Here is a 13,983-nt window from a genome sequence, read left to right on the forward strand (position 1 = left end):
GCATCGCACACGGTGACGAACCATGCCCGCGATACGCGAAGCCGATCGAGCGGGCGGGGAGGACACGCCCAGCGCCGACCTGGCAACGCCTGGAGGTGCTCGCCGATACCCAGGTCAGCGGTGGTGAGGTGATGTTTCGGTCCGGCGGGCGTCAGGGATCGGGCTGCGGCGGTCCTGGCGGAATCGCCGGGACCAGCGGTGGTGGTCGCCGCGACGGAATCCGGAGTCAGCGGCGGTCGTCGTAGCCGGGGTCCACCGTTTCCGGGGCCAGGCCGAGCAAGGTGGCGACCTGTTCGACGACCGTGTCGTGGACCATGGCGCCCAGGGTGTCGCGGTCTCGGGCCCTCGCCTCCAGCGGGCGGCGGTAGATCACGACCGAGGCGGGGGAGTGGCCGGTGGCGGCGTCGGCGCGGCCGAAGGGGATGGGGTCGGAGTCGAGCCCGGGCCCGTCGCCCAGCTCGCTCAGCGGCGGCACCTCCTCCACCGCGAACTCCACCGCCGAAAGCTGCCGCTCCCACCGGGGACGCAGCCGGTCGACGGCGTCGAGCACGAGGTCGTCGAAGCGTTCGCTGCGCGACTTGGCCATGGGGACGTGGGAGGGGGCGAGCGGGCCGCGGAGGCCGCGACCGTGGCGATCGCGCCGTCTGGGACCGCGCTTCTGAGTCACGTGTGCCAGTGTACGGGCCCGTTCAGCCGATGCCCGGGAGCGGTCGCGGGGTTGTCAGAAAGGTGGGGGTACCAACCGGGACGAACGTGATCTTCAGTGAAGATCGGAAGGGCAGGATTGGGCTGGTGGCGGGGTGGGGAAAGGCGGGAATGGAAGCGCGGGCGAAGGGCCGGAGGTCTCGGGGCATGTGGGTGGAAACGCTGCGACAGGTGTCCGAATTGTGGCGACACGCTCGTTAAGAGCGCTCAGGTAGTGGCGCCTCGCACTCTTACCAGATACGGTCCCTCCGTGAGCCCCGTCCGCCGCTGTTCCCGCACCGCCTGCAGCCAGCCTGCCGTCTTCACGCTCACGTACGTGTACGCCGACTCGACCGCTGTCCTCGGCCCCCTGGCGACGTACGCGGAGCCACACTGTTATGACCTGTGCGCCGAACACGCCGAGCGACTGACCGCCCCCCGCGGCTGGGAGGTGGTGCGGCTGCCCACCGACGGCGCCTCGCCCAGCTCCGACGATCTCGAAGCGCTGGCCAACGCGGTCAGGGAGGCCGCGCGACCGACGCCGTCGGGCGGTGGCGAGCCGGTCGGTCAGGGCGTCGAGGTCGGCCGGCGCGGGCACCTGCGCGTTCTGAGATCGGCCCAGCAGCACCGTGACCGGTAGGCTCCTTCTGTAAGGCGGATACGACCTAGGGGCGGAGCTGGAGAGTGGGCGACCTCGCCAAGATCTTCAAAGCGTATGACGTTCGCGGGGTGGTGCCCGACGAGCTTGACGAGCAGACCGCCGAGGCCGTGGGGGCGGCGTTCGTCGAGGTGACCGGGGCCGGGTCGATCGTGGTCGCGCACGACATGCGCGAGTCGTCGCCGGTGCTGGCCGAGGCGTTCATCCGCGGCGCGCGTTCGCGCAGGGCCGACGTCGTGCACGCGGGCCTGGGCTCCACCGACCTGCTCTACTACGCCAGCGGCAGCCTGGGGCTGCCCGGCGTGATGTTCACCGCCAGCCACAACCCGGCCCGCTACAACGGCATGAAGATGTGCCGCGCGGGCGCGGTGCCGGTCGGCGGCGACACGGGCCTGACGGAGATCCGCGACAGGGCGTCCGAGCTGCTCGCGACGGCCGCGCAGGACACGAGGGCCGGCTCGGTGATCGAGAAGGACCTGCTGTCCGGCTACGCCCACCACCTGCGCACGCTCGTCGACCTGAGCGGCATCCGCCCGCTGAAGGTGGTCGTCGACGCGGGCAACGGCATGGGCGGCCACACGGTGCCCGCGGTGTTCGACGGCCTGCCGATCGAGCTGGTGCCCCTCTACTTCGAGCTCGACGGCAGCTTCCCCCACCACGAGGCCAACCCTCTGGAGCCCCAGAACCTGCTCGATCTGCAGCGGGCGGTCGTCGAGAGCGGCGCCGACATCGGGCTCGCCTTCGACGGCGACGCCGACCGCTGCTGGGTGATCGACGAGCGCGGCGCCTCGGTCTCGCCGTCGGCGATCACGGCGCTGGTGGCCGTACGCGAGCTGGCCAAGGACCCCGGCGCGACGATCATCCACAACCTGATCACGTCGCTGGGCGTGCCGGAGATCGTCCGCGAGCACGGCGGCGTGCCGGTGCGCACCCGGGTCGGCCACTCCTTCATCAAGGCCGAGATGGCCCGCACCGGCGCGGTGTTCGGCGGCGAGCACTCCGCCCACTACTACTTCAGGGACTTCTGGTTCGCCGACTCCGGCATGCTGGCGGCGATGCACGTGCTGGCCGCGCTCGGCGAGCAGGACAGGCCGCTGTCGGAGGTGGCCGCCGCCTACTCCCGCTACCACGCCTCGGGCGAGGTCAACAGCGCGGTGTCCGACCAGGCCGAGGCGCTGCGGCGGGTGCGTGCGGCGTTCGCGGACCGGGGCGAGTTCGACGAGGTCGACGGGCTGACCGTGACGGGGTCGGGCTGGTGGTTCAACCTGCGTCCCTCCAACACCGAGCCGCTGCTCAGGCTGAACGCCGAGGCGGCCGACGAGAGCAAGATGACGGCGATCAGGGACGAGGTCCTCGCCATCGTGGGAAAGGTGTCAGAGTGAAGATCGACGACTGGCTGCTGGAGATCCTGGCCTGCCCGGCGTGCAAGGCTCCGCTGCGTGCCGAGCACGAGGCGGAGGAGCTGGCCTGCACAGGCTGCGGCCTGATCTACCCGGTCAGGGACGACATCCCGGTCCTGCTCGTCGACGAGGCCAGGAAGCCGTGACCTGGGAGCCGGAGCGGCTCGACGACCAGGGACACCTCACCGAGGCCGACCCCGGCGGCATGCTTCCGGCGGTGGCCGCGTCCGCGGCCCACATCCGCACCGGCCACCGCATCGCGATCGAGGCGGGCGTCGAAAGCCTGGCAGGTCACGGGCGCCCGCGGGCCATCGTGGTCGCGGGCATGGGCGCCGCCGGATTGGCCGGCGACATCCTGGCGGCCGTCGTCGGCAACGGCGCGCCGCTGCCGATCGTGACCGTGCGCTCCTACCAGCTCCCCGGCTGGGTGGGGGCCACCGACCTGGTCATCGCCGTCTCCGGCTCGGGCGACACGGAAGAGACGCTGGCCCTGGCCACCCAGGCGGTGCGCCGGGGCTGCTCGCTGCTCGGCGTGGGCCCTGCGGGCTCCCCGCTGGAGGCCGTGGCGCTGCAGGCGTCGGCCCTCTACGTGCCGGTGCCGGTCACCGGGCAGTCGCGGTCCAACCTGTGGCTGCTGAGCGTCCCGCCCATCGTGGCGGCCGCGGCGCTGCGGCTGGTGCAGGCCGACGCCGACCTGTTCGAGGGGGTGGCGAGGTCGCTCGAGGACATCGCGCACCGGTGCCGGCCCACCAGCGAGTCGTTCATCAACCCCGGCAAGTCGCTGGCCCTCGACCTGGCCGAGACCGTGCCGATGGTGTGGGGGTCGTCGCAGGTGGCGGGGGTGGCGGCGTACCGGATGGTCTGTCAGCTCGCGGCGAGCGCGAAATATCCCGCCGTGCACGGCGAGCTGCCCGAGGCCGGCCACCATCAGGTGGCGGCGCTCGACGGGCCGCTGGCCGAGCGCGACATCTTCGCCGACACCTCGGGCCGCACGCTCAGGCTCGTCGTCCTGCGCGACGTCGAGGAGCATCCGCAGGTGACGCGGCGGCGCGAGGCGGCGCTGCGGCTGGCGGGCGAGCGCGACGTGCCGGTGACCGAACTGGCCGCCGAGGGCGTGCATCCGCTCGAACGTCTCGCCTCCCTCATCGCGCTCGGCGACTACGCCAGCACCTATCTGGCGCTGGGATATGGCGTCGATCCCGCGGCCGTGTCCGCAATCACTGAGGTCAAAGCGAGAATTACCCCATAGGATCCTCTTTCAAGAGTTTGACGTGATCTTATGAGTGGAGAAGATCGGTGAGCGCGAGCGGCGGAACTAAAGCAATCATCGCGGCATTGTCCGCGAACTTGGCGATCGCCGTGGCCAAGTTCGTGGCCGCGGCCTTCACCGGTTCCTCGTCGATGCTGGCCGAGGGCATCCACTCGGTCGCCGACTCGGGCAACCAGGTGCTGCTGCTGGTGGGCGGCAAGCGGGCGGCCAGGGCCAGCACCCGCGAACATCCCTTCGGCTACGGCCGCGAGCGCTACTTCTACGCGTTCGTGGTGGCCGTGGTGCTGTTCACGATCGGGGCGGCGTTCTCCCTGTACGAAGGCATCCACAAGATCTCCGACCCGCACCAGGTCGAGTCGCCGATCTGGGCGTTCGCGGTGCTGATCTTCGCGATCATCGCCGAGACGCTCTCCTTCCGTACGGCGGTCAAGGAGTCCAACCCGCTGCGCGGTGACCAGTCCTGGATCAGCTTCATCCGGCGCTCCAAGTCGCCCGAGCTGCCCGTCATCCTGCTCGAAGACCTGGGCGCGCTGCTCGGTCTGATCTTCGCGCTGTTCGGCGTCACGATGGCGGTGGTCACCGGTGACGGCGTCTGGGACGGCATCGGCACCCTCATGATCGGCGTGCTGCTCGCCATCATCGCGGTCGTGCTGGCCATCGAGACCAAGTCGCTGCTCGTCGGCGAGGGCGCGTCGCCCGAGATGGAGACCAGGATCAGGACCGCGCTGGAGAGCGCGCCCGAGGTGGAGCGGGTCATCCACATGCGCACGCTGCACCTCGGCCCCGAGGAGCTGCTGGTGGCCGCCAAGATCGCGGTCGAGCACAACGACACGGCGGCCGAAGTGGCGCGCGGCATCGACGAGGCCGAGCGGCGCATCCGCGATGCGGTGCCGATCGCCCGGGTCATCTACCTCGAGCCCGACCTCGACCGGCTCCGCAGCACGAGCGGCTCCGCCGGCTAGCCGCAGGTCAGCGCCGGGGCCTGGGGGCGAGCAGGCGCAGGGCCTTCTCCTTTTCGAAGTCGAGGGCCCGGCGCGGCGCCTGGATGCGCCCGATCCGCACCCCCAGGTCCCGTACGGCCGCCGCCACCGCGGGCTCGCTCAGCACCCGCAGCGCGAACGCCAGCTCGGCCGGCGAGACGTCGAACCGTTTCTCCAGCTCCACCCCCTGCGCCACGGCGGCCAGCTCGTCGGGGCCGAACCTTCTGTGCGCCCCCTGCTCCCTGACCGGCGGGAGCAGGCCGAGCGCCTCCCGGTATCGGAGCATTCGCGGGGACATGCCGAGCCGCCTGGCCGCTTCGGTGATGCGCATTCTTACATTCTTACGTCAGATTCGGCCTCCTCGGCGTGCATCGGCGTACGAGCGCCGCCTAGACTCGTCGGCGTCAACCATCCTGTGACGCGAGGGGACACCCGATGGACTTCAAGGTCGCCGACCTTTCACTTGCCGAATTCGGCCGTAAGGAAATCCGGCTCGCCGAGCACGAGATGCCCGGTCTCATGGCAGTACGCAAGGAATACGCGGCCTCCCAGCCCCTTCGCGGCGCGAAGATCATGGGCTCGCTGCACATGACGATCCAGACGGCCGTCCTCATCGAGACCCTGGTCGCGCTCGGCGCCGAGGTGCGCTGGGTGAGCTGCAACATCTTCTCCACGCAGGACCACGCCGCCGCCGCCGTGGTGGTCGGCCCCGACGGCACCGCCGAGGACCCCAAGGGCGTTCCGGTGTTCGCGTGGAAGGGCGAGACGCTGGAGGAGTACTGGTGGTGCACCGAGCAGGCGCTCACCTGGCCTGACGGCACCGCCCCCAACATGATCCTCGACGACGGCGGCGACGCCACGCTGCTGGTGCACAAGGGCGCCGAGTACGAGAAGGCCGGCGCCGTGCCCCCGGCGACCGCCGACGACCCGGAGGAGTGGCACGTCATCATCGACCTGCTCACCCGCACGGTCGGCGCCGACAAGAAGTGGACGAAGATCGCCGAGAGCATCAAGGGCGTCACCGAGGAGACCACGACCGGCGTGCACCGTCTCTACGAGATGCACAAGAACGGCCAGCTCCTCTTCCCGGCCATCAACGTCAACGACTCGGTCACCAAGTCGAAGTTCGACAACAAGTACGGCTGCCGCCACTCCGTCATCGACGGCCTCAACCGCGCCACCGACGTGCTCATCGGCGGCAAGGTGGCCGTGGTCTGCGGCTACGGTGACGTCGGCAAGGGCTGCGCCGACGCGCTGCGCGGCCAGGGCGCCCGCGTGATCGTCACCGAGATCGACCCGATCTGCGCGCTGCAGGCGGCCATGGACGGCTTCCAGGTCACCACGCTCGACGAGGTCGTCGGCATCGCCGACATCTTCGTCACCTGCACGGGCAACTTCAACATCATCACCGCCGACCACATGGCGCGGATGAAGCACCAGGCGATCGTGTCCAACATCGGCCACTTCGACAACGAGATCGACATGGCCGGCCTGGCCAAGCTGCCCGGCATCGAGAAGCGCAACATCAAGCCGCAGGTCGACGAGTGGGTGTTCGCCGACGGCCACTCGATCATCGTGCTCGCCGAGGGCCGGCTGATGAACCTGGGCTGCGCCACCGGCCACCCCAGCTTCGTCATGTCCAACTCCTTCACCAACCAGGTGATCGCGCAGATCGAGCTGTTCACCAAGACCGAGGACTACCCGCTCGGCGTCTACACGCTGCCCAAGCACCTCGACGAGAAGGTGGCGCGGCTGCACCTCGACGCGCTCGGCGTCAAGCTCACCGAGCTGACCAAGGAGCAGGCGGCCTACATCGGCGTCCACGTCGAGGGGCCGTACAAGTCCGACCACTACCGCTACTGAGCGACCCCTTTCCTGAGCTCCGGGAGGTCCCCGCGCCTCCCGGAGCTCCCTGTTTCCTGCTTGCGAGGGTGGCCATGGATCTCAGTGAAAGCGGCGAGCGGCAGATCTCCTGGGCCGCTCGTTCGATGCCGGTGCTGACCGCGATCGGCGAGCGGTTCGCGCTCGAACGGCCGCTGGACGGGCTGAAGATCGCGGCGTGCCTGCACGTCACCGCCGAGACGGCGGTGCTCATGGGAGCACTGCAGGCCGGCGGGGCGGAGATCGCGCTGGCCGCGTCCAACCCGCTGTCCACGCAGGACGACGTGGCCGCGGCGCTGCGGTCGTACGGGATCGGGGTGCACGCGAGGGCCGGTGTCGATCGGGCGACCTACTACCGGCACATCCACGAGGCCCTCGACGTGGGGCCCGACCTGGTGCTCGACGACGGCTGCGACCTGGTCAACATCCTGCACACCGAGCGGCGCGACCTGCTCGACGGGGTGAGCGGCGGCTGCGAGGAGACCACGACCGGCATCATCCGGCTGCGCCAGATGGCGGCCGAGGACGCGCTGCGCTTCCCCGTGGTCGCGGTGAACGACACCCGGACCAAGCGCATGTTCGACAACCGGTACGGCACCGGGCAGTCCACGTTCGACGGCATCATGCGGGCCACCAACACGATGCTGGCCGGGCGTACGGTGGTGGTCGCCGGGTTCGGGTACTGCGGGCGCGGGGTCGCCGAGCGGGCCAAGGGGCTCGGGGCCAGGGTGATCGTCACCGAGATCGACGCCGTGAAGGCGCTCGACGCCACCTTGCAGGGGTACGAGGTGCGGCCCATGGCGCAGGCGGCGCTGATCGGGGACGTGTTCGTCACCGTCACCGGCAACCGCGACGTGATCAGGGCCGAGCACCTGTCGGTCATGAAGGACGGGGCGATCCTGGCCAACGCGGGACACTTCGACGTCGAGATCGACGTGCGGGCACTGGACGAGCTGGCCACCGAGGTGCACCGGGGGGTGCGGCCCAACACCGACGAGTACGTCATGCCCGACGGGCGCCGCCTCCTGCTGCTGGCGGAGGGCCGCCTGGTCAACCTGACGGCGGCCGAGGGGCATCCCGCGGCGGTCATGGACATGTCGTTCTCCGCCCAGGCGCTCGCCGTGGCCTGGCTGGCGGCCGAACGGGCCGGCCTCGCGCCCGGCGTCTATGACGTGCCCGAGGAGATCGACCACGAGGTGGCCAGGCTCAAGCTGGCGGCGGCCGGCATCGGCATCGACCTGCTGACGGCCGAACAGGAGGACTACCTCCATAGCTGGCGCGTCGGCTCCTGAGCGCGCCCCCGTCCGGGGCTGGGGTCCTTTTGGGGGAGAGGGGGAAGCGGGGGAGGCGCGTGGCCTTCGGCTGAGTGCGCGCCCGTTGTTACAGGGCGGCTTGCATGTCCTGCATGCGGCGGATCTCCGCTGCCTGGGTGACGCTGACGTCGCCGGCCAGTTCTTCGATCCTGATGTGGGTGCCGTTCGTCAGGACTGCCTCGGACATTTTGATCGCGCCGAGGTGGTGATTGATCATGAGTTGCAGGAACAGGCGGTCGAACTCCTTGCCCTTGGCGGCCTTCAGGGCGTCCAGCTGTTCGGGCGTCGCCATTCCCGGCATGTTCTCGTGGGAGGCGTGGTGATCGGGGACCTTCTGCTCCTGTTCGTGCAGCCACGTGGTCATGAAGGCGATTTCCGGCCCCTGCGCCGCCTTGATGCGGTCGGCGAGCGCCTTGAGCTTGGCCGACTCGGCGCGGTTGGGGGCGAGCAGGGCCATGTCCACGGCCTGGCGGTGGTGGACGACCATGTCCTGGACGTACGTGACGTCCGCCGCGTTGGGGGTGGCGGAGGGTACGGCGGTGGCGGCCTCGCCCGGTGAGAGCGTCCTGGCCTGTTCGCCAGGCCGTCCGGGAGCGAGGACCGGCGCCGTCGAGTCAGCTCTGGGGGCCGGTGGGGTGGTGGAGCCGGCGGTGCACCCGGTGAGGGCCGCGATCAGGCCCACGATGACGACGAGCGCAGCGCGCACCCGACCTCCTGACTGATCTGGTCCAGATTGCGCACTCTAGGCGAAAAGTCCCGAGATGAGAAGGGGTCGAAGCGCAATAAAATTTGACATCTTGGACGCTGGTCAGGTCAGGCCCGAAAGGGTGAGGATGACGTAGATTTATGCCCCCTTTATTCGGAGGTTCCTCCGTGTTCTCCCTCCGCAGACCCCTCGTCCTGGGTGCGGCGCTGATCGCGCTGGCAGGCGTCGTAGCGCCGGCCCAGGCTGCGGACATCCCGGCTCCCGGCGAGATCGTCATGAGCCCGAACATCAAGCACGTCACGAACGTGCCCAAGCCGGAAGCCCTGGCCGACATCCACACGGACATGGCCTTCCAGGGTGACTACGCCTATGTCGGCAACTACTCCGGCTTCTCCATCTACGACATCAGGAACCCCAAGAAGACGTCGCTGGTCAGCTCCGTGGTCTGCCCCGGCGGCCAGATGGACGTCTCGGTCTACGGAAACCTCCTGTTCGGGTCGGTCGACTCCTCGCGGAGCGACGACTCCTGCACCAGCACCTCCCAGAGCGCCACGATCAAGGAGTCGTGGGAGGGCATCCGCATCTTCGACGTCTCCGACAAAACCAACCCGCAGTACATCAAGTCGGTCGAGACGAACTGCGGCTCCCACACCCACACGCTGGTCCCCGACCGCAGGCGGCAGAACGTCTACCTCTACATCTCCTCCTACAGCCCGAGCGAGACGTTCCCCGACTGCAAGCCGCCGCACGACCTGATCTCGATCATCAAGGTGCCGCTGCGCAACCCGACGGCCGCCTCGGTGATCGCCACGCCCAACCTGTTCCCCGACGGCGGCTTCCCCGGCGTGCCCGGGTCGTACCCCGACGGCAAGTCGGCCACGACCGGCTGCCACGACATCACCGCCTACCCAGAGAGGGGCATCGCGGCGGGCGCGTGCATGGGTGAGGGCGTCCTGCTCGACATCCGCGACCCCGAGCGGCCCCGCGTGACCGCGACCGCCAGGGACGAGACGAACTTCGCGTTCTGGCACTCCGCCACCTTCAACAACGAGGGCACGAAGGTCATCTTCACCGACGAGCTCGGCGGCGGCGGCGCGCCCACCTGCAACGAGGCCATCGGCCCGAACAGGGGCGCCGACGCGTACTACGACATCGTCCGCGGCAAGCTCGTCTTCAGGGGCTACTTCAAGATCGCGCGCCACCAGGACGACACCGAGAACTGCGTCGCCCACAACGGCTCTCTCATCCCGGTCAAGGGCCGCGACATCATGGTCCAGGCGTGGTACCAGGGCGGCATCTCGGTGATCGACTTCACCGACTCCAGCCGGCCGAAGGAGATCGCCTTCTTCGAGCGCGGGCCCGACAACACCGCTCCTGCGCTGTCCGGCGGGTTCTGGTCGGCGTACTACTACAACGGCTACATCTACGGCTCGGACTTCAACCTGGGCCTCGACGTCCTCAAGATCAACGACCCGCGGACCAACAAGGCCAACGGCGTCAGGACGGACCGGCTGAACGCCCAGACGCAGACGTCGTACCCCGAGCGCGGGCACGGCCACGGCTACTGACCCCCTCCAGGCGGCGGGGACCCTCGGTGAGGAGCCCCGCCGCTTTCCGGTCCTGTCCGGTGACCCAGAAATCCCCGTTCAAGGAGGCTCCCGAGTGTCCCTTTCGCGCCGTTCCATCGTGGTGGCGGCAGCGGCCACCGTCTTAGCGCTGGCGGGACTGCCCGCCGCCGCCGCGGACATCCCGCCCGCCGACGCCGTGGTCCACAGCCCGAACGTGACCCACGTGCTGAACATCCCGAAGCCCGACCCCATCGCCGGCACCATCAACACCGACATCGCCTTCCAGGGCGACTACGCCTATGTCGGCAACTACGGTGGCTTCTCCATCTACGACATCAGGAACCCGAAGAAGGCGAGGGCGGTCAGCTCCGTCGTCTGCCCCGGCGCCCAGATGGACGTCAGCGTCTACGGCGACCTGCTGTTCACCGCCGTCGACTCCTCGCGCAACGACGACTCCTGCAACAGCACCGGGCAGAGCGCGACGATCAAGGAGTCGTGGGAGGGCGTCCGCATCTTCGACGTCTCCGACAAGGCCAACCCGAAGTACATCAAGTCGGTCGAGACGAACTGTGGCTCGCACACGCTGACCCTGGTGCCGGGCAAGGGCCGCGACAAGAACAGGAACGTCTACATCTACGTCTCGTCGTACCAGCCGGCCGCGAACTTCCCCGACTGCGCGCCGCCGCACGACAAGATCTCGATCATCAAGGTGCCGCTGCGCGACCCGGCCGCCGCCGAGGTCGCGGCCACGCCCGTCGTCTTCCCCGACGGCGGCAACGAGACGCAGCCCGGCCTGCTGCTGCCCACCAGCGGCTGCCACGACATCACGGTCTACGCCGAGAAGGACATCGCGGCCGGCGCCTGCATGGGTGACGGCGTGCTGTTCGACATCAAGGACCGGCTGAACCCGAAGGTCACCGCCAGGACCACCGACCCGAACTTCGCGTTCTGGCACTCGGCCACGTTCAGCAACGACGCCAGGAAGGTCGTCTTCACCGACGAGCTCGGCGGCGGCGGCGCGCCCACCTGCAACGAGGCCACCGGGCCGAACCGGGGCGCGGACGCCATCTACGAGATCGTCCGGGGCAAGCTCGTCTTCAAGAGCTACTTCAAGATCTCGCGCTACCAGGACGACAGCGAGAACTGCGTCGCCCACAACGGCTCGCTCATCCCCGTCAAGGGCCGCGACATCATGGTCCAGGCGTGGTACATGGGCGGCCTGTCGATCTGGGACTTCACCGACTCCAGGCGGCCCAGGGAGATCGGCTACTTCGAGCGCGGGCCGCGCTCGGACGGCGGCGGTGGCGGCATCTGGTCCGCCTACTACTACAACGGTTACATCTACGGCGCCGACTTCAACGAGGGGCTGGACGTCATCAAGATCGACGACCGGCTCACCGACAGCGCCAAGCACGTACGTTTCGACCGGTTGAACACGCAGACGCAGGAGTCGTACAAGGACGGGCACGGGCACGGCCACTGGTGACGGCCAGTGCTGACAACCTGTCCCTGACCTCCGCTGATCGCGCTCACTGAGGTGGCGCGAACCCGCCCGGAGTCGCCTGCGGCGGCTCCGGCGCGGGTGGCGGCGGCGGAGGAGAGGGCCGCTCGGCCGGCGCCATCGGACCCGGTTGCGGGAACGGTGGCGCATATGGCTGCGGCTGCACGGGGCCGGGCTGGGCCGCGTAGGGCGGCTGCGGGGCAGCGTACGGCTGCTGGGCGGGGCCCATGCGCTGCGCGAAGCGTTCCTGCTCCCGCCGCCGGCGCTCGGCCAGGACGGCGCTCAGGTACGCGTGCGGCGGCACCCCCGCGGGGGCGGCCGGCGAGACGTAGGCCGCCGTCTGGGTGGCGATGCGCACTCCCATCTCATGCTGGACCTGCGGCGACAGATCGTGCCATCGCGCCAGGTATTGCCGGGCGGCATGCGCCACCTCGTCCGGCAGTTGCGACAGCTCAAGCGTGGCGGCCCAGGCCGCGAGCTGCGGCGGCATCATGACCTGCTGCGCCCGGTCGCGCGGCGGCCGGTCGGAGATCACGATCGTGCCCGCGAAGATGTCGCCGAGCCGCTTGCCCTGCTGCGAGATCAGCGACGAGATCAGCGCCGGCGCCCCCGACAGGAGCCAGAACTCCAGCACCCCCGCCAGCCCCCTGAACAGCGCCTGGCGGAACCGTACGGGGCTGCCGTCGTCGCCGACCACCCGCAGCCCGAGTATCAGCTTGCCGATGCTGCGCCCCCTGGTGAGCGTCTCGACGGCCACGGGGAAGCCCACGAGCACCAGCACCACCAGCGTGATCATGGCGGCGCCGAACATCGCGAAGTCGGTCACCGACGCGAACAGGCTCAGCAGCGAGTAGGCGGCGAGCAGCAGGAGGAACTGCGCCCCCAGGTCGATGATGATCGCCAGGGCGCGCGTGGGCATCTGGGCCACGCGTACTTCGACGACGACGGCATCCCCGGTTACGACCTCGGACATATGTGGAGCCTAACGGCTCAGCCGCGGTGATCGAGCGGCCAGAATGGTCGGGTGGACATCGATGCGTTCGTCACGGCACACCGCCCGGTCTGGGACCGGCTCGACCACCTGGTCAAGCACCGCTCGTCGCTGACCGGCACCGAGATCGACGAGCTGGTCGAGCTCTACCAGCGGGTGGCCACGCACCTGTCCATCGTGCGCTCGTCGTCCACCGACGCCATGCTCGTGGGGCGGCTGTCGGCGCTGGTGGCGCGGGCCAGGTCCGCGGTGACCGGCGCGCACACCCCCGCCTGGCGCGAGCTGACCCGCTTCTTCACCGTCTCGTTCCCCGTCGTGGCCTATCGGGCGCGGTGGTGGTGGCTGGCGAGCGCGCTGGCGTTCCTGGTGGTCTCGTGGGTGATCGCGGCGTGGGTGGCGGCCAACCCTGGCGTGCAGGCCACGATCGGCAGCCCCGACGAGATCGCCCAGCTGGTCAACGAGGACTTCGCCGACTACTACTCCGAGCATCCCGCCGCCTCGTTCGCGGGCCGGGTGTGGACGAACAACGCCTGGGTGTCGGCCCAGATGATCATGTACGCGCTGGTGCTGGGCCTGCCGATCCCGTACGCGCTCTACGCCAACGCCGAGAACGTGGCCGTCTCCGCCGGGCTCATGGCCTCCCGCGACAAGCTCGACATCTTCTTCGGCCTGATCCTGCCGCACGGCCTGCTGGAGCTGACCGCCGTCTTCCTGGCCGCCGCCGTCGGCATGCGGCTCGGCTGGACCGTCATCGACCCGGGCCCGCGCCGGCGGCTCGACGCGCTGGCCGAGCAGGGCAGGGCCGTGATGAGCGTGGCCCTGGGGCTGGTCGTGGTGCTGTTCGTGTCGGGGCTGATCGAGGCGTTCGTGACGCCGTCAGGGCTGCCCACGTGGGCGCGCGTCGGCATCGGCGTGCTGGCCGAGGTCGCGTTCCTCGCGTACGTGATCGGCTTCGGCCGGCGCGCCGCCCGCCGCGACGAGACGGGCGACATCGAACGCGCACCCGACGTCGCCCCCACCGCCTGACCCTT

14 protein-coding genes are annotated in these 13,983 nt (G+C 69.6%); 10 read left to right on the forward strand and 4 right to left on the reverse strand.

Annotation, left to right across the window (positions count from 1 at the left end; genetic code table 11):
* Nucleotides 1-226 precede the first annotated feature (226 nt).
* Complete coding sequence (locus tag ABZW11_RS01330) at nucleotides 227-667, reverse strand: metallopeptidase family protein (protein ID WP_355411364.1); 441 nt, start codon at nucleotides 665-667, stop codon at nucleotides 227-229.
* 288 nt (nucleotides 668-955) lie between these two features.
* On the opposite strand from ABZW11_RS01330, the gene ABZW11_RS01335 reads away from it, so the two are divergent.
* Genes ABZW11_RS01335 through ABZW11_RS01355 form a run of 5 tightly spaced genes read left to right on the forward strand, consistent with a single transcriptional unit; the run spans nucleotide 956 to nucleotide 4,974 of the window.
* Nucleotides 956-1,324 (forward strand): DUF3499 domain-containing protein, encoded by a 369-nt coding sequence (locus ABZW11_RS01335; RefSeq protein ID WP_106236645.1) that lies wholly within the window; start codon nucleotides 956-958, stop codon nucleotides 1,322-1,324.
* A gap of 44 nt (nucleotides 1,325-1,368) precedes the next feature.
* Nucleotides 1,369-2,724 (forward strand): phosphomannomutase/phosphoglucomutase, encoded by a 1,356-nt coding sequence (locus ABZW11_RS01340; RefSeq protein ID WP_355411367.1) that lies wholly within the window; start codon nucleotides 1,369-1,371, stop codon nucleotides 2,722-2,724.
* The gene (locus ABZW11_RS01345; protein ID WP_345396568.1) at nucleotides 2,721-2,888 is read left to right on the forward strand and encodes a Trm112 family protein; all 168 of its coding nucleotides are present in this window, start codon (nucleotides 2,721-2,723) and stop codon (nucleotides 2,886-2,888) included. Before ABZW11_RS01340 ends, ABZW11_RS01345 begins: the two co-directional genes overlap by 4 nt.
* Nucleotides 2,885-3,991 carry an SIS domain-containing protein gene (locus ABZW11_RS01350; protein WP_355411369.1) on the forward strand — a complete coding sequence of 369 codons (1,107 nt, stop codon included), beginning with the start codon at nucleotides 2,885-2,887 and terminating at the stop codon, nucleotides 3,989-3,991. The genes ABZW11_RS01345 and ABZW11_RS01350 overlap by 4 nt, the downstream gene beginning before the upstream one ends.
* A gap of 47 nt (nucleotides 3,992-4,038) precedes the next feature.
* Entirely contained in the window at nucleotides 4,039-4,974 is a 936-nt protein-coding gene (locus ABZW11_RS01355; RefSeq protein ID WP_355411371.1) for a cation diffusion facilitator family transporter, read from the forward strand.
* 7 nt (nucleotides 4,975-4,981) lie between these two features.
* Here the strand turns inward: ABZW11_RS01355 and ABZW11_RS01360 are convergent, their stop codons facing one another.
* Nucleotides 4,982-5,323, reverse strand: coding sequence for a MerR family DNA-binding transcriptional regulator (locus tag ABZW11_RS01360; protein WP_355411373.1), 342 nt, complete (start codon nucleotides 5,321-5,323; stop codon nucleotides 4,982-4,984).
* Nucleotides 5,324-5,427: 104 nt separating this feature from the next.
* Between ABZW11_RS01360 and ahcY the strand changes: the two genes are divergently transcribed.
* Together ahcY and ABZW11_RS01370 are read left to right on the forward strand one after the other, a co-directional pair.
* A complete protein-coding gene (gene ahcY, locus ABZW11_RS01365; RefSeq protein WP_355411375.1) occupies nucleotides 5,428-6,855 on the forward strand; it encodes an adenosylhomocysteinase in 1,428 nt (475 codons plus the stop codon).
* A gap of 74 nt (nucleotides 6,856-6,929) precedes the next feature.
* Nucleotides 6,930-8,165 (forward strand): adenosylhomocysteinase, encoded by a 1,236-nt coding sequence (locus ABZW11_RS01370; RefSeq protein ID WP_355411377.1) that lies wholly within the window; start codon nucleotides 6,930-6,932, stop codon nucleotides 8,163-8,165.
* 88 nt (nucleotides 8,166-8,253) lie between these two features.
* On the opposite strand, the gene ABZW11_RS01375 is transcribed toward ABZW11_RS01370, so the two are convergent.
* On the reverse strand, nucleotides 8,254-8,892 hold the full coding sequence (locus ABZW11_RS01375; RefSeq protein WP_355411379.1) for a DUF305 domain-containing protein: 639 nt from the start codon (nucleotides 8,890-8,892) through the stop codon (nucleotides 8,254-8,256).
* 167 nt (nucleotides 8,893-9,059) lie between these two features.
* Here ABZW11_RS01375 and ABZW11_RS01380 point away from each other — a divergent pair, with 167 nt between their 5' ends.
* Both ABZW11_RS01380 and ABZW11_RS01385 read left to right on the forward strand, forming a co-directional pair.
* Nucleotides 9,060-10,460, forward strand: coding sequence for a hypothetical protein (locus tag ABZW11_RS01380; RefSeq protein ID WP_355411381.1), 1,401 nt, complete (start codon nucleotides 9,060-9,062; stop codon nucleotides 10,458-10,460).
* A gap of 94 nt (nucleotides 10,461-10,554) precedes the next feature.
* Nucleotides 10,555-11,946 (forward strand): hypothetical protein, encoded by a 1,392-nt coding sequence (locus tag ABZW11_RS01385; protein WP_355411383.1) that lies wholly within the window; start codon nucleotides 10,555-10,557, stop codon nucleotides 11,944-11,946.
* A gap of 43 nt (nucleotides 11,947-11,989) precedes the next feature.
* Here ABZW11_RS01385 and ABZW11_RS01390 read toward each other — a convergent pair whose 3' ends face one another.
* The gene (locus ABZW11_RS01390) at nucleotides 11,990-12,934 is read right to left on the reverse strand and encodes an RDD family protein (RefSeq protein WP_355411385.1); all 945 of its coding nucleotides are present in this window, start codon (nucleotides 12,932-12,934) and stop codon (nucleotides 11,990-11,992) included.
* Nucleotides 12,935-12,985: 51 nt separating this feature from the next.
* On the opposite strand from ABZW11_RS01390, the gene ABZW11_RS01395 reads away from it, so the two are divergent.
* On the forward strand, nucleotides 12,986-13,978 hold the full coding sequence (locus ABZW11_RS01395) for a stage II sporulation protein M (RefSeq protein ID WP_355411387.1): 993 nt from the start codon (nucleotides 12,986-12,988) through the stop codon (nucleotides 13,976-13,978).
* The last annotated feature ends 5 nt before the right edge of the window (nucleotides 13,979-13,983 follow it).

This window comes from Nonomuraea sp. NPDC004580 (genome assembly GCF_040609855.1).
In the GTDB taxonomy this organism is placed as follows: Bacteria; Actinomycetota; Actinomycetes; order Streptosporangiales; family Streptosporangiaceae; genus Nonomuraea; species Nonomuraea salmonea.

What these genes read in the sequence shown, in the direction of transcription:
- ABZW11_RS01390 (WP_355411385.1), bottom strand. Translation starts at nt 12,934, where the DNA reads ATGTCCGAGGTCGTAACCGGGGATGCCGTCGTCGTCGAAGTACGCGTG.
- ahcY (WP_355411375.1), top strand. Translation starts at nt 5,428, where the DNA reads ATGGACTTCAAGGTCGCCGACCTTTCACTTGCCGAATTCGGCCGTAAG.
- ABZW11_RS01360 (WP_355411373.1), bottom strand. Translation starts at nt 5,323, where the DNA reads ATGCGCATCACCGAAGCGGCCAGGCGGCTCGGCATGTCCCCGCGAATG.
- ABZW11_RS01370 (WP_355411377.1), top strand. Translation starts at nt 6,930, where the DNA reads ATGGATCTCAGTGAAAGCGGCGAGCGGCAGATCTCCTGGGCCGCTCGT.